Genomic DNA, 19,742 nt, shown 5'->3' on the forward strand with positions numbered 1-19,742 from the left:
GCGCGAAGGCAATGCCTTCGGGCCCTGCTTACTGCGCCGGGAAGGTCAGCGCGTTGCTCAGGTCGCCCATCGCCGGCTTGCCGTTGGCGATCAGCGAGTCGTCGCGCAGCTTCAGGCCAGGCAGCGTCGGCAGCGCGAAGCGGTGCGTGATGAAGCGCAGCACCGAAGCGGTGTCGTACTGCGTGTGATCGACGAAGCCGCGCTTGGCGAACGGCGAGATCACGATGGCAGGGATACGGGTACCCGGGCCCCAGCGGTCGGCCTTCGGCACCGGTGCGTGGTCATAGAAGCCACCGTTCTCGTCGTACGTCACCACGATCAGCATGTTGTTCCACTGCGGGCTCTTCTGGAGCTGGGCGATTACGTTGGCGATGTGGGCATCGCCGTCGGTCACGTTGGCATAGCCGGCGTGCTGGTTCAGGTTGCCTTGCGGCTTGTAGAACGAGACGGCCGGCAGCTTGCCCGCTGCCGCATCAGCCAGGAACGACGAGTCGAAGTCCTTCAGGTGAGCGGTGCGGTAGTCGGCGTGATCGACCGGGCTGAAGGCTGAGTAGTAGTTGAACGGCTGGTGGTGCGGCTGAAAGTTCGGCGTGGTGTTGTTGTAGATCAGCGCGCTGTTGGCGGTCACTGCGCTCCATGCGCCCGAGTACCAGGCCCAGCTGATGCCGCGGCGGTCCAGCAGCGAGGCGATCGTGTCCTGGGTCTGGGCAGGCAGCGTGGTGGCCTTGGTCGGGTCGGCCAGCAGCTTGGTCGAGTCCGTCGACGCAGGTGCGTTGCCGCTCGGCTGGTACGGCGGCTGCATCGTGTTGACCGCGTAGTAGACGCCGGTGCCGTCCTTGGCGGTCAGCGTGCTGTCGTTCACGTACTGGGCGGTGCCGGTCTGGATGCTGGCGGGGCTCGTCGGCTTGAGCGACAGGCTCTTGAAGTTGCCATTGGCGTCCGTGTCGACGACCGAGATCGAACCCGATGCGACCGACGTTTCGGCGTTCGGGTAGACCGGTGCGCAGGCGCAGACCAGGTACTGGTGGTTCAGGAACGAGCCGCCGAACGCGCCCATGAAGAAGTTGTCGGCCAGCGTGTACTGCTGGGCGAGCTTCCACATCGACATGGCGCTGCCGTCGTAGTAGCCCATGACCAGGCCGCCGGCGTCGGAGAACGCCGTGAACTTGTCGTTCTTGCCGCCGTTGATCTGCATCTGGTTGTTATAGAAGCGGTGCACCAGGTCACGTGTGATCACGTTCTGGCCTACCACCACGCCCGTGCCGTTCACGCCGGCCGGGTCGTCGATGCGGAACGGCTTGTTGGCCCAGCCCACGGTGCTGGCCTGCGGGAGCGTGACGGTCTGGCCGCTGGCGGTGAAGCCGCCCCAGGTCGGGGGCAGCGAGGCCAGCGCCGAGCCGTCAAAGTCCTTCTGCGGTTCCACGGAACCCACGGCCGTCGGGTTCACGCCCGGGATGCCGTTGGCGCCCGGGAACAGGCCGTAGAGGTTGTCGAAGCCGCGGTTCTCGGCGTAGATCACCACGACGTTCTTGATGTTCTGCAGCGCGATGCGCTTGGTCACGCCATCACGGATCGCGGCGCCGATGTCGCCGCCCGATGCCACGGCCGTGGCGATCAGGTCGATCGCCTGCTCGATCTCGGCCTGCAGAGTGGCCTTGATGTTGCTGTCGGTTTCCTTGTTGTGGTCTTCCAGCAGCTTGTCGGCGGCGACGCCCAGGCGGGTGGCCAGTTGATTGCGTGCGTCGTCGAGCTTGCCGCCGTTGCTGTCCATCAGCGCGGCCAGTTCGGTCGAGATCGCGCTCACCACGGCATTGGCGCCGGCCGGGGCGCGGAACACGAGCTTGCGCGTCACGGCGTTGTGGGCGCCTGTGTCGTCGTTGCGGAAGGCATCCGTGCCGATCTCGGCCACCACGGCGCCCTGGCCCGTCAGCGTGAAAGCGCCCTTGGCATCGGTATAGGTCGATGCTTCGCCGCTATCGCACTGGGCATTGGCGTTGGCGTCGATACAGACTTTCGCGTGCTCGAAGTAGCTGCCAGTCACAACGCCGGAGGTGGTGGCGGCGGGGGTGTTGGCGGTGCTGTCGGCGTTGCCGGAATCGCTGCCACCGCAGGCGGTCAGCGATGCGGCGGCGATTGCGGCCAATGGCCACAGACGAGTGAGACGGCTCATGGTTTTCCTCTTTCTTATGTGTGGGTATTCAATGCTTGGAAAGCAGAGGGGTACTACTGGGTGCGCCGCGAGTGTGTATGCGGCATGTGTCAAGTTGATGATGAGGCGGAAACGGACGGTGGCGGCCGACGTGAGTGGTGTGGCGCGATGTCATTTCGATGACCTGACATGTGTGTGTCACGGATTTGGCGTAGCCTCGCTGCGCCATTCAATCCTCATCCTTGCCGTCATCGTTCCGTCATGACCCTGCCGCCGCTGCTTTGGAATGCCGCGTTTCCCTCGCCGATCACGTGGCTGCGCGCCGCCGGCGGTCTGTTGATCGCGCTTCTGGTCAGCCTGGCCTCGGGCTGTGGCAAGCAGGAGGCGGCCGCGGGCACGCCGGCCGCCGCAGCGCAACCGGTGGCAGTTGTCAGCGCGGCTCGCGCGCCGAAGCCCGCTAGTCCGAAGCCGTTCTACGCGATGATGGCCGAGCGTCGGCCCAACATTCCGGCCCTGACGGCCCTCGGCAAGACGCTCTTCTTCGATCCGGCGCTCTCGGCGTCAGGCAAGCAGTCGTGCGCGAGTTGCCATAGCCCCGATCACGCCTACGGGCCGCCGAATGATCTGTCCGTGCAGCTCGGCGGCGTCGATATGAGCCGCACGGGCGTGCGTGCCGCGCCGTCGCTGCGGTACGTGCAGAACGTGCCGGCCTATACCGACCACTATCACGAGAACGACGGCAACGACGCCGAGGATCAGGGTCCGACCGGTGGGCACAACTGGGATGGTCGCGCGAATTCCGCACACGAGCAGGCGCGCATCCCGTTGCTGTCGCCGCACGAGATGGCCAATGGCGAGCCGCGCGTGGTGGTCGAGAAGATCCGGAAGGGGCCCCATGGGGAAACCTTCCGCAAGGTGCTGGGGCAGGATGTGCTGGATGACGACGATACCGCGTTCAATGCAGTGCTGATGGCCCTGGAGGTATTCCAGGAGACGCCGTCGGAGTTCTATCCCTATACCAGCAAGTACGACGCCGTGCTGCGCGGGCAGGCAAAGCTGACTCCCCAGGAGGCACGCGGCCTGCGCGTCTTCAACGATCCGAACAAGGGCAACTGCGCCGCGTGCCATCCGGGCGATATTCGCGAGGGCGCATTCCCGGCTTTCTCGGATTTCGGATTCATCGCCGTGGGTGCGCCACGCAATCGCAAGCTTGCAGGCAACGCCGATCCAGAATTCCACGATTTGGGGCTCTGCGGCCCGGATCGCACCGATCTCAAGGATCGTGCCGACTACTGCGGCCTGTTCCGGACGCCGTCACTGCGGAACGTTGCACTGCGTCATGCGTTTTTTCACAATGGCGTCTTCCACTCTCTGGACGAAGTGCTGCACTTCTACGCCGAACGCGATGTGAAGCCGCAGAAGTGGTATCCGCGCGGCAAGGACGGCAAGGTGTGGAAGTTCGATGACCTGCCCGAGGCGTATCAGGCCAACGTCAACATGGAAGCCCCGTTCGGCGGCAAGCCTGGCGACAAGCCCTTGATGACCGAAGGGGAAATGCGCGACGTGATCGCGTTTCTGAACACGTTGACGGATGGATACAAGGTGCCGGCAGCAGCGTCGGTGCGATGATGCCGGCCCAGGTACCCGGGGCTGTGGTTGAAGCGTTAATTCAGGCGTCCTACGGCTTTGAGCATCGACATGCCGTGCGCGGTGATTTGCGGGCAGGCCATCTGCCCGCTATCGTCCTGGATGGACTCCAGCACGACGAGCCGTTGGGCGATCAGGGCGTCAAGATCCACGGGATCGATTTCCCGTGCGTGGGTCGCGGCGGTGTCGTCGCGGGTGTGGGGGCCATTGCCGATCAGCATCAGCGTGGCCAACTCATGTGGACTCAGCACAGTCATCTCCTTGGCGAGAGGGGAGCGGTTGCTGGGGACTCGGGGACGCATCTGCAGTGCACGCCCTCGGCGGGATTTTGATCCGTCTTCACGAACCGTTCACGCTGCATCGCATCGTGATGGCTGGTCGACAGTCAAGGGGTTGGACGGGGCCGCCCGCTACGGGTTCCGGCCGATACACGACAGATACATGTCAAAACGTTTCAGCGGGTACTCATGTGATACGCGCTTGTTGAGTGCCCATCAGGCGCGTATCCGTCGCATGCGGATGATCATACGGCCGATCAAAAAACCTCAGCCGGCGCAGGGACATACGCGGCGGGCGCGATGTCCGGATCAGGTCCCCGGATGAACCACGACCAGCAAGGCCGTTGCCACGCTTTTACCCGGATTGCCGATGGCATGCGCCACATCCGCGCCGTAGCGTGCGGTATCGCCGTGCTTCAGCTTCTTCTCGTCGCCACCTGACCGGACGGTCATCGACCCGGTCAGCACCGACAGATGCTCCTGCGTGCCTGCTTCATGTGGCTCCGACGCCAGCACGCCGCCCGGCTGGATCGACAGTTCATACCATTCGAAGCGCCCCGCCATGTCGATCGGACCGAGGATGCGCAGTTCGCAGCGGGTATCGGGGCTCTTGAGCGCCGGTGTGGCATGGGGTGGCACCACGGTGATGGCGGGCGCCTGTGGCGCAGCAGTCCCTTGTGCCAGGAAGTCCGTCAGGCTGACGCCGAGTGCGTTGGCCAGCCGCCACAGCACCGCCACGGTCGGGTTCGCCAGGTTTCGTTCGATCTGCGAAAGCATAGACTTGGAGACACCGGCGCGGCGCGACAGCTCGTCCAGGGACAGTTGCTGGCTCTGCCGAAGCGCCTGCAGCGCGCTGCCTACGGCTGGCGGCCCCTCGGCCGTCATCGGCGTTTTGGCGGGGGAGGGTTGCGACATCGTCATCTGTTCGTTATAGTGCACGACATGTTCGTTATATAGAACACGTTCGATTTATCGAATTGAGCGTTCCGAGACACTACCACCGGGAGTCTGGCCATGTCGAGTGCCGAGGCCTTTTATGCATCCATCCGCGCGGAGCTGGATTCGATCCGCGCCGCGGGCCTGTACAAGCGCGAGCGCGTCATCGCCACGCCGCAGGGCGCCAGGATCCGCACAGCGGACGGTCGCGAGGTGATCAACCTGTGCGCCAACAACTACCTTGGGCTGTCGTCGCACCCCAAGGTTATCGAAGCCGCGCACGAGGCGCTGCGCACGCATGGCTACGGACTGTCGTCTGTACGCTTTATCTGCGGCACGCAGGATCTGCACAAGGAGCTGGAAGGGCGTCTGGCCCGGTTCCTGGGCACCGAGGACACCATCCTCTACGGCTCGGCCTTCGATGCGAACGGCGGGCTGTTCGAGACCATCCTCGGCCCCGAAGACGCCGTGATCAGCGATGAACTGAACCACGCGTCGATCATCGACGGCATCCGCCTGTCCAAGGCACGGCGCCTTCGCTATCGGCACAACGATCTGGACGACCTGCGCGCCCAATTGCGGCAGGCCGATGCGGATGGCGCACGCTTCAAGCTTGTCTTTAGCGATGGCGTGTTCTCGATGGACGGCACCGTTGCGCGGCTGGACGAGATCCGGAAGATTTGCGACGAGCATGGCGCGCTGCTCGGCATTGACGAATGCCACGCCACGGGCTTCATGGGCGCACGCGGGCGAGGCACGCATGAGGCGCGTGGGGTGTTCGGCAAGATCGACATCATCACGGGCACGCTGGGCAAGGCGCTCGGTGGCGCGTCGGGCGGCTTTACTTCCGGGCGCAAGGAAGTCGTCGAGCTCTTGCGCCAGCGTTCCCGACCTTATCTTTTTTCGAACACCGTGGCGCCGGCCATTGTTGGCGGCAGCATTGCCGTGCTCGATATCCTGGAAGGCAGTACCGAGCTGCGGGACCGGCTGGAGCAGAACACGCGGTTCTTCCGCGAGGGCATCGCGAAGCTTGGCTTCGACATCAAGCCCGGCGACCATCCGATCGTGCCGATTATGGTCTATGACGCCGAAAAGGCGCAGAAGCTGGCTGACAGACTGCTGGAACTCGGTGTGTACGTCGTTGGTTTCTTCTATCCCGTGGTCCCGAAGGGGCAGGCGCGTATCCGCGTGCAAATGAGCGCCGTGCACGATGCGGTGACGCTGCAGTCCGCTCTCGATGCCTTCGGCCAGGCGGGCCGTGAATTGGGGCTGATTCCATGACAGCAGCCACCGCAACAGCCGTGCCGAAAATCCTGATCATCGGCGCAAACGGGCAACTCGGATCGGAGCTGGCTCTGGCACTGGCGGAACGCCATGGGCGTGAGCAGGTGGTGACGTCGGACGTGGTACCGACGGGCCGCCACGTCCATATCGCGCACGAGATGCTCAACGTGACGGATCGCGGTGAGCTGACGACCGTGATCGAGCGGCACGGCATCACGCAGATCTATCTGCTGGCGGCCGCGCTGTCGGCGACGGGGGAGAAAGCGCCCCAATGGGCCTGGAACCTGAACATGACAGGCCTGCTGAACGTGCTGGAAGCCGCGCGGCACCATGGCATCGAGCGGGTGTTCTGGCCCAGTTCGATTGCCGCGTTTGGGCCCACCACGCCGAGCATCGACACGCCGCAAAAGACGGTCATGGAGCCGACCACCGTGTACGGCATCTCGAAACAGGCCGGCGAGGGCTGGTGTCGCTGGTACTTCGAGAACCATGGCGTCGACGTTCGCAGCGTGCGCTATCCCGGGCTGATCTCGCACAAGACCCCGCCGGGCGGCGGCACGACCGACTATGCCGTCGACATCTTCCACCATGCGGTGCGCGGCGAGCCCTACACCTGCTTCCTGGAGGAAGACGAGCGGCTACCGATGATGTACATGCCTGATGCCATCCGGGCCACGCTGGAACTGATGGAGGCCCCGCGCGAACAGGTGCGCGAACGTGGCAGCTACAACCTGGACGCCGTGAGTTTCACACCGGCCGAGATTGCGGCGGCGATCCGGCTACGCGTGCCTGAATTTGAAGTCCGCTACGCGCCAGACTACCGTCAGGCGATTGCACAGGGCTGGCCTGATTCGATCGACGACAGCGCGGCGCGTGCGGACTGGGGCTGGCAGCCACGGTTCGGCCTGCAGGAGATGGTCGACGATATGCTCGACAATCTGCGCAAGAGCCTCGCCGTCGAGCCGGCCCCGGTAGCGACGGCGGTCTGAAGCCGCCGTCGCAGGGATCAATGCATACCGGTGGCGTCGGCGAACGATGAGAGTGTCCAGCCCTGACCCAGCAGGATCATGCGAGTGTGCAGATCGGCTTGCACGGTCTCGCTGACGGACTCGCCGAGATAGGTCATCGACTTGTCGCGTAGATCCACGTAGCCGCGGGTGTGACGCCTAGCCAGCGTCCCCCACAAGGCATTGGCGCCGGCAGACTGCCGCGCGCCGCTGATCAGGCAAAGACCGCCGTCCAGCGCCCAGCCGTAGATGGACGTGGCCAGGCCGCAGCGCTGATAGGCCGGACCGAGCTTCGTGTGGGGCGCGCGTACCACTCGGTCCGTGCGTCGGCTGACCTCGATCAGACGATTGAACACCGTATAGCCGGCGATGCGTCCATATCGCGTGTCTTCGACATACACGTAATACTCGCCATCGGCTTCGCGATAACGCAGGCGCAAGCCCGGCAGAGCGGTTGGCACCACAGGCATATCGTGCAGCTTGTCACCGGGCTGGCGGATGCGGTCGTGCAGCGTGTCGAGTTCGCGCTCCACTTCGCCGGGCGACAGACTGACGTCGATGCGCAGCTCGAGTATGCGTGCCAGTACCTGCCCCCAGGAGGGCATTGCAAGCGTGAGTGTCATGAGGCGCCTCTTCCGTCAGCTATTGATCAGGACGTAGAGCGCGGCGACGGCCACGATGGCGCAGATGGTCTTTTGGTAGATGGGGGTCATGGCTTTCTCCAGGATGCACAATGAATTGCAGCGCCAGGGATGGCGTCCAAATGCAAAGTGCCGTGCGGGAAAGCTCAGGTCCGGATGCCGGTGTCCCGAGTTGCCCGCACGGCCAGGAAAAGCACGGCGCGCGGGACCGGGGCGGTCAGGTGTGTGGCGGCAATGCCAGCCTGCATTCCGCGGGCGCACGCAGTCCTGCCATGCGGAGCACGGCGGGAAACTGCGGCGAGGCGCTGGAAGCGGGGCATTGGCTTTCTAATCGGGGGCGCTCGACTGGTAGTCAGCCGGCGTCAGGCGTTATGGGGCAATGGGTCTTATGCCATATTGCCCGGGGAAAGTCCAGCCCGGTTGCCCGGTGCTGCTTGCGATCTCTGGATGGGACGGGTCCTCGCGGAGTTTGAAGAGCCTAAAGCTCGCGATACGGTGTGCCTTCATGCGTTACGCCGAGCGCTCCGCTGCGGACATCGAACACGCCCGCAATCGCGCGGTCTTCCAGCATCGATGGTGATTGTGGGTCGATTGGTGGCGGTACGATTTCCCAGTTGTCCGCAGTATGGGTGATTGGGTCCCGCGGAATCCTGTGCAAATAGGCGCGTTGCACGAGGATGTCGAGGGACTGCGGATAGTGGCCATGGTCTATGTGGAATCGGGCGATCGCCTCTCTCATTGCCTGCAGGTTGTAACGCAGCGCCACTTCCTGGGAGGGCTCTGCCTCTGCGGTGTGGTGGGGTGTCATCAGCGCCATCAGCGCTATCAGCCCAATCCCGAGCAGCGCCGCGAGCAGCGTCGCCAGCGTGACCCCTGCTCGGCGCCGGGCGGTCGCCATGGTGATTGTCATCGTCGGTCCTCGTGGGCAGGCCATGCGGGCCTGATTGAGGGACTGTATTTCCATGAAGTTGAGGCGGATATCGCCGATCTGCGGAAGTGCCCGTAAGGTTGCTGCCGATGGGTGTTTTCAGATATTCCTGAGGCGATTGCAGCGGTGCCGGGGCGACGATTGCGTCCCATCTCTACATTTCCGCGCGGCATGGGATTCCTCATAAAGCACATGAACTAGTTCGCAAAGAAATCATTTGCATCCTAATAGATTCACATCTATCATTCTGCCCATGCCAAAGATCGATGCCCTTCTTTTCGCCTTCACCGGCCAGTTGATGCTGGCCGGGCGCCAGTGGCGGCAGATCAGCCAGGCCGCAGTGACCGCGCACGGGATTTCCGCCGCGGCCGCCGCGCCGCTGCTGTTCATTCGCCGCCTGGGCGGTGGTGTGCGCCAGGTGACCCTGGCCGACTACGTGGGCGTGGAAGGCGCGACGCTGGTGCGTCTGGTCGACCAGCTCAGCGCCGCTGGGCTGGTGCGTCGCGAGGTGGATTCGAGTGATCGCCGGGCCAATGTGCTATCCCTGACGGAAGAGGGCGAGCGCATGGCGGAGTTGATCGAGGTGGCGCTGAAACAATTGCGGACCGAGGTGTTCGCCGATATCAGCGAATCGGACATGGCGGCCACGTTGCGTGTGTTCGACGCTCTGGCGCGCGCGGCCGCATCTACATCGGGCAAGCAGGAGTCCTGAGCAACATGGGTAGTTGGCCGTCCGCGAGAGATTGGGTCTTTTCCATCAAGGCCTTCGTCGCAGCGATGCTGGCATTGTGGATTGCGATGTATCTCGGCCTGCCGCGCCCCTACTGGGCGATGGGCTCCGTCTATATCGTGGCGCATCCGCTGACCGGCGCCACGCGTTCCAAGGCGCTGTATCGCGTGCTGGGCACGCTGTTGGGCGCCGCCGCTGGCATTCTGATGGTCCCGCCACTGGTCAACGCGCCGCCTCTGCTGATGGGCGCTGTGGCGATCTGGACCGCCTGTCTCTTGTACGTGGCGCTGCTGCATCGCACGCCGCGCAGCTATGTCTTCATGTTGGCGGCCTATACGCTGCCGCTCGTCGCGCTGCCTTCGGTCGACAATCCTGCTGGTATCTTCGATCTTGCCGTCGCGCGGTCCGAGGAAATCTGCCTGGGCATCCTGTGCGCCAGCGTGGTTGGCGCGGTCGTGTTTCCGGCTAGCGTAGCCAATGTGCTGCGCGACAAGTCTCGCCAATGGATGGCCGATGCCACGCTGTGGGCGAGCGACATGTTGTCGGCAAGCCCCGGCAAGCAGGTGTCGCGCCACCATAGTCGCCATCGTCTGGCCGCCGATATCCTGGCGCTGGACCAACTCATCAGCCAACTGAGCTACGACGCCGAAAGTGCCCAGCGCGTGCGTGCCGCCCGTGAACTGCGTGGCCGCATGACGATGCTGCTGCCCGTGATGTCGTCGCTGGCGACCGTCGTCGAATCGTTGCAGTCCGCCGGCGGCGTGCCGGAACCCCTGGCCGCGCAGATGCGGGCGGTGAAGGCCTGGATTCAGGCTGGCGCCGCGGAAGGGGAGCGTCCCGAACTGACGTCCACGCCCGTTCAGGCGGGCTGGGACGCCGCCTTGGTCGCAGCGGCCGAAGACCGTCTGCAACAGATGGCGGCCTTGTGGCACGACTGCGTCTCGCTGTGTCGGCGCCTTGGTGAAAAGCACATCGAAGGCGAATGGCTGCCGGAATTCCTGCGCTGGGATGTCGGCCGCGCCCGCCACTACGACCACGGCATGCTGCTGTTCTCGACCGTGACGGTGGCGCTGGCCATCTTCGCGATGGGCATGATCTGGATTCAGACAGGCTGGGCCGATGGCGCCGGTGCTGTGGCGCTTGGTGCAATCTCGTGCTGTTTCTTCGCCGCGCTCGACGAGCCCGCGCCGATGATCCAGTCGTTCTTCAACTGGAACGTGGTCTGCTTGCTGATCTCGATGGTGATGCTGTTCGCGGTTCTGCCGGTTGCGCACGATTTCGAGATGCTGGTGCTGATGTTCGCGGTGCCGTACCTGATCATCGGCCTGCTGGTGGCGCAGCCGCGCCTGGCGATGATCGGGATGCCGCTGGCCGTGGTCACGGCAAACGACATCGGTATCTCGGGCGCCTACAGCGCGAACTTCCAGAGTTTCTTCAACAGCAACCTGGCAGGTATCGCCGGGATTGCGTTCGCCCTGGTCTGGACGCTCGCGGTGCGGCCTTTCGGCACGCGAGCCGCAACACGCCGGCTGGTGCGCTCCGGCTGGAGCGACATCGCCGAGAACGCGGTGAGCACGCGTCCGGAGTCTCATTCGACGCTGCGCGCGCGGATGCTCGATCGTCTGGCGCAACTCGTGCCCCGGCTGGCTGCCAGCGAAAGCGAAGTGTCTGCCGACGGCTTCAGCGAAGTGCGTGTGGAACTCTGCACGCTGGCGCTGCAACGCGAGATGGCCGGGCTGGAAGCTGATGAGCAACATGCCGTGAATCGCGTGCTGCGCAGCGTGTCCGGCTATTACCAGTCACGTTTGAAAGGTGCCATCGATGCGCCGCCGCCGGCATTGCTGACGCGGCTGGGCAAGGCTCAGCAGAAGGTGCGTTCGCGTATCGCGCTGGCGGCTCTCGTGGACCTTCAGGTTGCCCTGTATCCGCCGGTCCTGGTGCCGGCAACCGTTTCCGGAAATGCATGATGCCCGGTGAAATCAGTATCTATGGCGTGTACATCCCCAGCTTGCTGGTGTGGATGCTTGCCGCCTTCGTCATTACGAGCGCCGCGCGGGCGGTGCTGACGCGTGTCGGCTTTTACAAGCTCGTATGGCACCGTTCCCTCTTCAATCTGGCGCTGTATGCGATCGTCCTCGGTGGGGTGGTTGCGTTGGTGCCCTCGCTGCAATCATGAAACTGAGACTTTCCTCGCTCGGGCCAGTCGTGCTGACGCTGGCCGTCACCGCCGTTGGCGCGGTCGTCGTCAAACACCTGTGGGACTACTACACCGTGGCGCCGTGGACGCGCGACGGCCACATCCGCGCCGAGGTGGTGCAGGTGGCGCCTGATGTCTCCGGGCTGGTCACGCGGATCGCGGTCAAGGACAACCAGCATGTGAAGGCCGGCGACGTCCTGTTCGAGATCGACCACGAACGCTATGCGCTGGCGCTGCGTCAGGCGGAAGCCACGGCGGCGGCGGTGCGCGCCAATCTGGCCCAGGCACGCCGCGAGGCGAAGCGCAGCCAGACGCTTTCCGAGGTGGTCTCGAAGGAAATCGTCGAAGAGGGGCTGGCCAAGGTGCAGCAGGGCGAGGCCCAGCTGGCACAGGCCGAGGCCGCGATCGGCGTGGCGAAGCTGAATCTGGAGCGCACCCACGTGGTGAGCCCGGTGGAAGGCTACGTCAACGACCGCCTGCCGCGTCTCGGGGATTACGTCGTGACCGGCAAGCCGGTGCTGTCGATGGTCGATTCGAACTCGTTCCACGTGGAAGGCTACTTCGAGGAAACCAAGCTGAAGGGTATCCATATCGGCAGCCCCGTCGATATCCGCGTCATGGGCGAGAAGCGCGTGCTGCACGGCCATGTGCAGAGCATCGCAGCCGGTATCGAAGACCGTGATCGCACCAATGGCTCGAACCTGCTGCCGAACGTGAACCCGACGTTCAACTGGGTGCGTCTGGCGCAACGCGTGCCGGTGCGCATCCAGTTCGACCAGATGCCCGAGGATGTGCGCCTGGTGGCAGGACGCACGGCCACCGTATCGGTGAAGGCCGATGACGAGAAGAACATCGGGGAAACGGAAGACAAGCCGACCGCGCCGGCGGCCGGCCGTAGTGCCTCGCAGGACAAGGTTGCGCTGGCCGGCAAGCGCGCGCCCTCAACCGGAGCAGTGCAGTGAAACGCTTTGCCCGTGCCTCGCTGGCGGCGATGTTGCCGCTTGCGCTGGCCGCTTGCATGACCGTCGGCCCTGATCACAAGGTGCCCGACGATGCGGTCGTGAAGTCATCGGCCGCCAATGGACCGTTTGCCGGCACCGACAGCGATGCGGTGTCGATCGGCGACGTCCCGAACGACTGGTGGCGTCTGTACGACGATCCCCGTATCGACGAGCTGGTGCAGCAGGCACTGGTGGCCAACACCGACCTGCGCGTAGCCGCCGCCAATCTGAAGCGCTCGATCGCCGTGTATCACGAGGTGGAAGCCGAGAATCTGCCGGAAACGAAGTTCCGGGCCAGTGCGGAGCGCGGCCAGATCGCTGGCGAACCGCTGCTGCACGAAGAGAAGATTCCGGTGATGAACTTTGGCGACATTGGTCTCAATGTTTCGTACCTGATTGACTTCTGGGGCAAGCTCAAGCGTGCCGACGAAGCCGCCTTGGCATCGGCGCAGGCCAGCCATGCGGCGCTGGACCAAGCCCGCGTGGGCGTAGTGGCGGAGACCGTGCGTGCGTATGTGCAAGGCTGCACAGCCACGCACGAACTACATGTGGCCGCGCATCAGCTCGACCTGCAGGAACGCGGCGTGAAGCTGGCGCAGAAACTGGTCGATGCTGGCCGAGGTCAGCCGACCGATCTGCTGCGCGCCGAGGCGCAAGCCGACACCCTGCGTTCGGCACTGCCGAAGTATCGTGCGGAGCAGGAAGGCGCGGCATACCGCCTGGCGGTAATGCTGGGCAAGCCGCCGACTGCGCTCGATGTCAGCAGCGTGGCGTGCGAGCACGTACCGGCGTTGAAGCAGGCGCTGCCCGTTGGCGATGGCATGGCGTTGCTCAAGCGCCGACCGGACGTTCGCCAGGCCGAGCGCGAGCTGGCATCGGCAACGGCCAAGATCGGCGTGGCTACCGCGGACCTGTTCCCGCAGATTCGCATCGGTGCATCGGCCGGTTTCACCGGTATTCTCGACCACCTTGGTCAGGCGCCGACCGCGCACTGGGGCTGGGGCCCCGCGATTTCGTGGACGATCCCGACCAGCGGCACGCGCGCGCGCATCCACAACATGGAGTACGGGGCCGAAGGGGCGCTGGCTCATTTCGACGGTGTGGTGCTGAAGGCGCTGCGCGAGACGCAGACGGCGCTGTCGGCCTATACACACGAACTGGACCGGAACGCGTCGCTGCGCTCGGCGCGCGACAAGGCCAATGAGGCAGCTCGCCAGAACCGGCTGCTGTGGCAGGCAGGCCGATCGCCGTATCTGCAGAGCCTGGATGCCGACCGCACGCTGGCCAATACCGATGCCGCGCTGGCCGCATCCGATGCGCAGGTTGCGATGGATCAGATCAACCTGTTCCTGGCGCTTGGTGGTGGATGGCAGAATGCGCCGGCCATTGCCAGCCATCCGGTGGGCAAGGAGCCCGGACAGGCCACGGAACACACCGAGGAGCACTGAGGAGCGCCGAGGAACAATAAGGTAAGCTTCGGCCTCGGCCACGCCTTGGCTGCACTATCGAACTGATTCCGGCGTCGTTGCGCGGCTTCGCCGCACGATTTGCTCTGGCTGCGGCCAGGCGCCAAGCCAGAGCCGCTTCGCTTCAGTTTGATAGCGCCGCTTACCCGGCGAGGCCCGACCGCCATGACATCTGCTCTTGGCGGCTCCTCGATTCCCAGGAAAACAAGACCTATGAAAATGCTCTCGATTTCAAAGACCCTGGCTGCCGCAACCGTGGCGCTGGGTATCGTAGCCGCCGGCAACGCGGCGGCTCAGGAACAGACGATCCGCGTGGGCACCGTCAGTGGCCCCGACGCCGAAGTCTGGCAAGTGGTGCAGAAGGTGGCCAAGAAGAACGGCCTGAACGTGAAGGTGGTCGAATTCAACGACTACGTGCAGCCGAACGCCGCGCTCGACGCGGGCGACCTCGACGCCAACAGCTTCCAGCACCAGCCGTATCTGGACAGCCAGATCAAGCAGCGTGGCTACAAGATGACCAGCGTCGGCTACACCTATATCTCGCCGCTGGGCATCTATTCGAAGAACCTGAAATCGTCGAAGGATCTGCCGCAGGGCGCCAAGGTGGCCGTGCCGAACGACCCGTCGAACGAGAACCGCGCATTGCTGCTGCTGGCCGCCCAGGGCGCGATCAAGCTCAAGCCGGGTGTGGGCACGAATGGCGTCAACGCCACGCCGCTCGACGTGGCCGAGAACCCGAAGAAACTGAAAATCGTGGAACTCGACGCTGCCCAGCTTGCCCGCGCGCTGCCTGACGTGGCCGCCGCCGTGATCAATACCAACTACGCACTGGCCGCCGGCCTGCAGCCGACGAAGGACGCGATCGCGCTGGAAGACATCCACAGCCCCTACGCCAACATCATCGTCGTGCGCACGCAGGACAAGGACAAGCCGTGGGTGAAGAAGCTCGTGGCCGCCTATCAGTCGGAAGAAGTACGCCAGTTCATGAAGGCCCAGTACAAGGGCGCCATGGTGCCGTCCTTCTAAGAAGCCGCTTCAAAAAGATTCTGGCGTCGTTGCGGGGCCTTGCCGTACTACTTGTACTGTCTGCGGCCCCGCCCTTGCAGGGCGCGCATGTGCTTGCAGGCACATGCCGTTCCGCAGGCGGCTCGCATGCGAGCCGAAATCCCTGCTTCACCCTAGCCAGAACCGCTTCGCTTCATTTTGAAGCAGCTTCCAAGCAGCAAGGTCCCATTACCTTGGCTTGATGCGGAACGGCGGCCAATGGTCGCCGTTTTTGCATCTATCCATAGTCGAATTGCTTCGTTCGCACCGCACGGACGGGGCGCTAAGGTAGGGGACCGATTCCCGCCCCGGAGACTTACCGTGTCAACCCCGCTCAAAGTCGTTGCCGTCAATGGCAGTGCTCATCAACCGTCCCGCACCCTGGTACTGGTGCAGGCACTGCTGGCCGAACTGGATCAACGGCTCGTGCTGGATACGCAGATTGTCGACCTCAGCGAGATCGCCCGACCGCTCGGCGCGTCGCTGACCCGCGACGAACTGCCGCCCGACATCGAGGCACAACTGGCCGCGATCGAATCGGCTGATCTCGTGATTGCCGCGGCGCCGGTGTATCGCGGCTCGTTCCCCGGCCACTTCAAGCATCTGTTTGACCTGGTGGGCATGGATGCGCTGGCAGGCAAGCCGGTACTGCTGGCAGCCACCGGTGGCAGTGACCGTCATGCACTGGTGCTCGAGCACCAACTGCGTCCGCTGTTCAGCTTCCTGCAGGCGCTGACGCTGCCAATCGGTGTGTACGCGTCCACGGCGGATTTCGATGGGTATCAGGTGGGCAGCAAGTCGCTGGCCGACAGGATCACCCTCGCGGTCGAACGTGCCGCGCCGTTGTTTGCCAATGCAGCGAGGCAGTTGCGGCGGGTGGCCTGAAGTACTGTATTGCTTTCTCCCCTCCCTGCACGACGTGAGAGGGGAGCAGGACCCTCAGCCTTCGATAGCCGGCGGCAGGCGATCATTGACCCAGTCGCGCACCTTCTCATAGGCCGCTGCCAGTTGCAGCACACCCAGATCGTCGCGCGGCCTGCCGATCAGTTGCATCCCCATTGGCAATCCGTCCGCGTTGAATCCCACCGGCACGCTGATCACCGGGCATCCCGATAGCGTCCACGCGACCACCACTTCCATCCAGCGATGGTACGTGTCCATCTGCCTGTCGGCGATTTGCTTCGGCCAGTGTTGCGTGACGTCGAACGGAAACACCTGTGCGGTGGGCACGGCAATGTAGTCGAACTGGGTGAACGTCCGTTGCAGCGCCTGGTACCACGCACTGCGATCGGTGCTGGCGGCGTACAGATCGCTGGCCTTGAGGTCCAGCGAGCCTTCGATCTCCCAAATCGCCTCGGACTTGAGCTGCGCACGCGTGGACGGATTGGTGTACAGCCCCAGACGCGAATTCCCGGTCAGGAAGTGGCGATAGACGAGCCAGGTTTGCCAGATTTTCTCGGGCGGGTAGGGTGCTTTGATGGCCTCGACGTCCACGCCGAAATCCGGGAAGAAACGCAGCGCCTGCTCGCAGAGCGACAGGATGCCGTCTTCCATCGGCAGGTAACCACCCCAGTCGCCCAGCCATGCAACACGCTTGCCGGTGAGATCCGTTTTCAGTATGTCCGCGACGTTTGCCGGTGTCAGCGAAGCCAGCATCGGATCGTGTGGCAGCGCCTGCGGCGTGCGCGCGTCGGGGCCGGATTGCGTGGCCAGCAGCAGTACAAGATCCTCGACATTGCGTGCCATCGGCCCTTCGCTGCCCAGTTGGGGCAGAAACAACTCCGGCGTCGGACCGTAAGGGACGCGTCCCGCTGAAGGCCGGAACCCATAGACATTGCAGAACGCAGCGGGATTGCGCAGCGATCCGCCAAAGTCGCTGCCGTCGGCAACCGGTAGCATACGCAGCGCCAGCGCGGCCGCTGCACCACCACTGGAGCCGCCAGCCGACCGCGTGGGATCGTAGGGGTTCAGCGTGGCGCCATAGACGGGGTTGAACGTGTGCGACCCCAGCCCGAACTCAGGCGTGTTGGTCTTGCCGATCAGGATCGAGCCGGCACGTCGCATACGCTCCACGATGACCGAATCACTGGCGGGGATATTGTCGCGAAAGATCGGCGATCCGTACGTCGTGCGAATGCCGCGCGTCATCGCCAGATCCTTCGGCGCCTGCGGGAAGCCATGCATCCAGCCGGAAGACTTGCCCGCCGCCAGCGCTTCGTCGGCCGCCAATGCCTCGCGCATCAGCGCTTCCTCGTCCTGCATGGCGACGATGGCGTTGCTGCCCGGGTTGACTCGGGCGATATGCGCCAGATAGGCCGCCATGACTTCCCGGCTCGACACCTCCTTCTTGTGAATGGCCTCGGAAAGCTGTCGGGCAGACAGCATGACGATGGGGTGGGGGCGGTAGGAAGTCATGGCGGGAGGTGAGTGCTTAAAGCCGCTCTGCGTGATGCCGCACGTGGTCGGCAATGAACGTCGAGATGAAGTAGTACCCGTGGTCGTACCCGTCGTGCCGACGCAGTGTCAGCGGCTGCCCGACCTTTTCGCAGGCGGCCTCGAACGCTTCTGGATGCAGTTGCTCGGCCAGGAATTTGTCGGCGAGCCCCTGATCGATCAGGATGCCGGCCGGGAAGGGTGCCGACGACTGCGTGCGCATCAGGGCGCTGGCATCGTGCTGGGCCCAGCGACTGCGATCCTCGCCGAGGTAGCCGGTGAACGCCTTCACGCCCCACGGGCAGTCCGACGGCGCGGCGATTGGCGCGAACGCCGAAACCGAACGGAACCGCTGTGGGTAGCGCTGGGCCAGCACCAGCGCGCCATGTCCGCCCATGGAATGCCCAAAGATCCCTACCCGTGCCGCATCGGCGGGAAGCTCGCGGGTCACCAGATGGAACAACTCATCCGCAATGTAGCTCTCCATGCGCCAGTGCATGTGCCACGGCGCTTCAACCGCATCCACATAGAATCCGGCGCCCACGCCGAAGTCCCACGCATCGGCCTCGCCGGGCACGCGCGCGCCGCGCGGACTCGTGTCCGGGCCCACCAGGATCAGGCCGTGCTCGGCGGCAAAGCGCTGCGCGTTGGCCTTGATCGCGAAGGTTTCCTCGGTGCAGGTCAGGCCGGCCAGATAGAACAGGGCTGGCAGCGGTTTCGCGCCAGGTTGCAGCGCCTGCGGCGGGAGATAGACTGAGAACCGCATCGGCAGCCCGATGGCCACCGACTGGTGCTGGTAGAAGCGCTGGACGCCGCCGTGGCAGCCGTGTTCTGACAGCAGTTCCATGGATCGCGACCTCAGTACAGGACCACCGAGCGGATCGACTCGCCGCGCTTCATCAGGTCGAAGCCTTCGTTGATGCGGTCGAGCGGCAGCGTATGCGTGATCAGGTCGTCGATGTTGAGCTTGCCGTCCATGTACCAGTCGACGATCTTGGGCACATCGGTGCGCCCGCGCGCGCCGCCGAAGGCCGAGCCCTTCCATTCGCGGCCCGTGACGAGCTGGAACGGACGGGTGGAGATTTCAGCGCCCGCTTCGGCCACGCCGATGATGATCGACTTGCCCCAGCCCTTGTGGCAGCACTCCAGCGCCTGACGCATGACCTGCGTGTTGCCAATGCACTCGAACGAGTAGTCGGCGCCGCCGTCGGTCAGCTGGACGATGTGGTCCACCACGTTGTCGACATCCTTCGGATTCACGAAGTGGGTCATGCCAAACTTGCGCGCCATTGCCTCGCGGGCGGGATTGAGGTCCACGCCGATGATCTTGTCGGCGCCCACCATCTTTGCGCCCTGGATCACGTTCAGGCCGATGCCGCCCAGGCCGAACACCACCACGTTCGCGCCGGCTTCCACCTTGGCCGTGAAGATCACCGCGCCCACGCCCGTGGTCACGCCGCATCCGATGTAGCAGACCTTGTCGAACGGTGCGTCGGGGCGGATCTTGGCAAGCGCGATCTCCGGCGCCACGATATGGTTCGCGAACGTCGACGTGCCCATGTAGTGGAAGATCGGCTTGCCATCGATCGAGAAGCGCGAGGTGCCATCCGGCATCAGGCCCTTGCCCTGCGTGGCGCGGATGGCCTGGCACAGGTTGGTCTTGCGCGACAGGCAGAACTTGCACTGACGGCATTCCGGCGTGTAGAGCGGAATCACGTGATCGCCCGGCTTGAGCGACGTGACGCCCGGACCGACGTCGGTGACGATGCCCGCGCCTTCATGACCCAGGATGGCGGGGAAAATGCCTTCGGGGTCCGCGCCGGACAGCGTGTAGTAGTCCGTATGGCAGATGCCGGTGGCCTTGATCTCCACGAGGACTTCGCCCGCGCGCGGACCGTCGAGGTTCACCTCTTCGATGGTGAGTGGTGCACCGGCTTTCCAGGCGATGGCGGCTTTGGTTTTCATGAAGCAACTCCCGAGCGAATGAATTGAGGCGGCACG

General features: G+C 64.3%; 18 protein-coding genes. 10 read left to right on the forward strand and 8 right to left on the reverse strand.

Translation table 11 applies throughout. The features are described 5' to 3' along the window. Nucleotides 1-28 precede the first annotated feature (28 nt). On the reverse strand, nt 29-2,170 hold the full coding sequence (acpA, locus tag K6G35_RS25395; RefSeq protein WP_008651181.1) for an acid phosphatase: 2,142 nt from the start codon (nt 2,168-2,170) through the stop codon (nt 29-31). A 240-nt stretch (nt 2,171-2,410) separates the two neighbouring features. Between acpA and K6G35_RS25400 the strand changes: the two genes are divergently transcribed. Then, nucleotides 2,411-3,778, forward strand: coding sequence for a cytochrome-c peroxidase (locus K6G35_RS25400; protein WP_186425157.1), 1,368 nt, complete (start codon nt 2,411-2,413; stop codon nt 3,776-3,778). A gap of 35 nt (nt 3,779-3,813) precedes the next feature. On the opposite strand, the gene K6G35_RS25405 is transcribed toward K6G35_RS25400, so the two are convergent. Both K6G35_RS25405 and K6G35_RS25410 read right to left on the reverse strand, forming a co-directional pair. Beyond that, on the reverse strand, nt 3,814-4,047 hold the full coding sequence (locus K6G35_RS25405; RefSeq protein ID WP_035883698.1) for a hypothetical protein: 234 nt from the start codon (nt 4,045-4,047) through the stop codon (nt 3,814-3,816). Between the two features lie 336 nt (nt 4,048-4,383). After that, entirely contained in the window at nt 4,384-4,989 is a 606-nt protein-coding gene (locus K6G35_RS25410) for a helix-turn-helix domain-containing protein (protein WP_029306362.1), read from the reverse strand. Between the two features lie 99 nt (nt 4,990-5,088). Between K6G35_RS25410 and kbl the strand changes: the two genes are divergently transcribed. Continuing rightward, on the forward strand, nt 5,089-6,291 hold the full coding sequence (gene kbl, locus K6G35_RS25415) for a glycine C-acetyltransferase (RefSeq protein ID WP_008651185.1): 1,203 nt from the start codon (nt 5,089-5,091) through the stop codon (nt 6,289-6,291). Then, the gene (locus K6G35_RS25420; protein WP_495676530.1) at nt 6,288-7,283 is read left to right on the forward strand and encodes an NAD-dependent epimerase/dehydratase family protein; all 996 of its coding nucleotides are present in this window, start codon (nt 6,288-6,290) and stop codon (nt 7,281-7,283) included. The genes kbl and K6G35_RS25420 overlap by 4 nt, the downstream gene beginning before the upstream one ends. 17 nt (nt 7,284-7,300) lie before the next feature. Here the strand turns inward: K6G35_RS25420 and K6G35_RS25425 are convergent, their stop codons facing one another. Continuing rightward, complete coding sequence (locus K6G35_RS25425; RefSeq protein ID WP_008651187.1) at nt 7,301-7,924, reverse strand: hypothetical protein; 624 nt, start codon at nt 7,922-7,924, stop codon at nt 7,301-7,303. Between the two features lie 496 nt (nt 7,925-8,420). Continuing rightward, a complete protein-coding gene (locus K6G35_RS25430) occupies nt 8,421-8,852 on the reverse strand; it encodes a type II secretion system protein G (RefSeq protein WP_495676531.1) in 432 nt (143 codons plus the stop codon). A gap of 271 nt (nt 8,853-9,123) precedes the next feature. Between K6G35_RS25430 and K6G35_RS25435 the strand changes: the two genes are divergently transcribed. The 7 genes from K6G35_RS25435 to msuE all read left to right on the forward strand — a co-directional run bounded on the left by K6G35_RS25435 (nt 9,124) and on the right by msuE (nt 16,193). Continuing rightward, nucleotides 9,124-9,582, forward strand: coding sequence for a MarR family winged helix-turn-helix transcriptional regulator (locus tag K6G35_RS25435; RefSeq protein WP_008651197.1), 459 nt, complete (start codon nt 9,124-9,126; stop codon nt 9,580-9,582). A gap of 5 nt (nt 9,583-9,587) precedes the next feature. After that, on the forward strand, nt 9,588-11,567 hold the full coding sequence (locus tag K6G35_RS25440; RefSeq protein WP_035883694.1) for an FUSC family protein: 1,980 nt from the start codon (nt 9,588-9,590) through the stop codon (nt 11,565-11,567). After that, a complete protein-coding gene (locus tag K6G35_RS25445) occupies nt 11,567-11,776 on the forward strand; it encodes a DUF1656 domain-containing protein (protein ID WP_008651199.1) in 210 nt (69 codons plus the stop codon). The genes K6G35_RS25440 and K6G35_RS25445 overlap by 1 nt, the downstream gene beginning before the upstream one ends. After that, nucleotides 11,773-12,759: an efflux RND transporter periplasmic adaptor subunit gene (locus tag K6G35_RS25450; RefSeq protein WP_024569413.1), complete on the forward strand. Its 987-nt coding sequence runs from the start codon at nt 11,773-11,775 to the stop codon at nt 12,757-12,759. Before K6G35_RS25445 ends, K6G35_RS25450 begins: the two co-directional genes overlap by 4 nt. After that, complete coding sequence (locus K6G35_RS25455; protein WP_008651201.1) at nt 12,756-14,246, forward strand: efflux transporter outer membrane subunit; 1,491 nt, start codon at nt 12,756-12,758, stop codon at nt 14,244-14,246. Before K6G35_RS25450 ends, K6G35_RS25455 begins: the two co-directional genes overlap by 4 nt. A 231-nt stretch (nt 14,247-14,477) precedes the next feature. Further along, nucleotides 14,478-15,290, forward strand: coding sequence for a MetQ/NlpA family ABC transporter substrate-binding protein (locus K6G35_RS25460; RefSeq protein ID WP_008651202.1), 813 nt, complete (start codon nt 14,478-14,480; stop codon nt 15,288-15,290). A gap of 339 nt (nt 15,291-15,629) precedes the next feature. Beyond that, the gene (gene msuE, locus K6G35_RS25465; RefSeq protein ID WP_008651203.1) at nt 15,630-16,193 is read left to right on the forward strand and encodes an FMN reductase; all 564 of its coding nucleotides are present in this window, start codon (nt 15,630-15,632) and stop codon (nt 16,191-16,193) included. Nucleotides 16,194-16,247: 54 nt separating this feature from the next. On the opposite strand, the gene K6G35_RS25470 is transcribed toward msuE, so the two are convergent. Genes K6G35_RS25470 through K6G35_RS25480 form a run of 3 tightly spaced genes read right to left on the reverse strand, consistent with a single transcriptional unit; the run spans nt 16,248 to nt 19,706 of the window. Beyond that, nucleotides 16,248-17,723, reverse strand: a complete 1,476-nt coding sequence (locus K6G35_RS25470) for an amidase (protein WP_495676532.1) — start codon at nt 17,721-17,723, stop codon at nt 16,248-16,250. Nucleotides 17,724-17,739: 16 nt separating this feature from the next. Next, on the reverse strand, nt 17,740-18,588 hold the full coding sequence (gene fghA, locus K6G35_RS25475; RefSeq protein ID WP_495676533.1) for an S-formylglutathione hydrolase: 849 nt from the start codon (nt 18,586-18,588) through the stop codon (nt 17,740-17,742). Nucleotides 18,589-18,599: 11 nt separating this feature from the next. Further along, the gene (locus K6G35_RS25480) at nt 18,600-19,706 is read right to left on the reverse strand and encodes an S-(hydroxymethyl)glutathione dehydrogenase/class III alcohol dehydrogenase (RefSeq protein ID WP_495676534.1); all 1,107 of its coding nucleotides are present in this window, start codon (nt 19,704-19,706) and stop codon (nt 18,600-18,602) included. Nucleotides 19,707-19,742: the final 36 nt, after the last annotated feature.

The organism is Cupriavidus sp. HY129 (assembly GCF_059492215.1).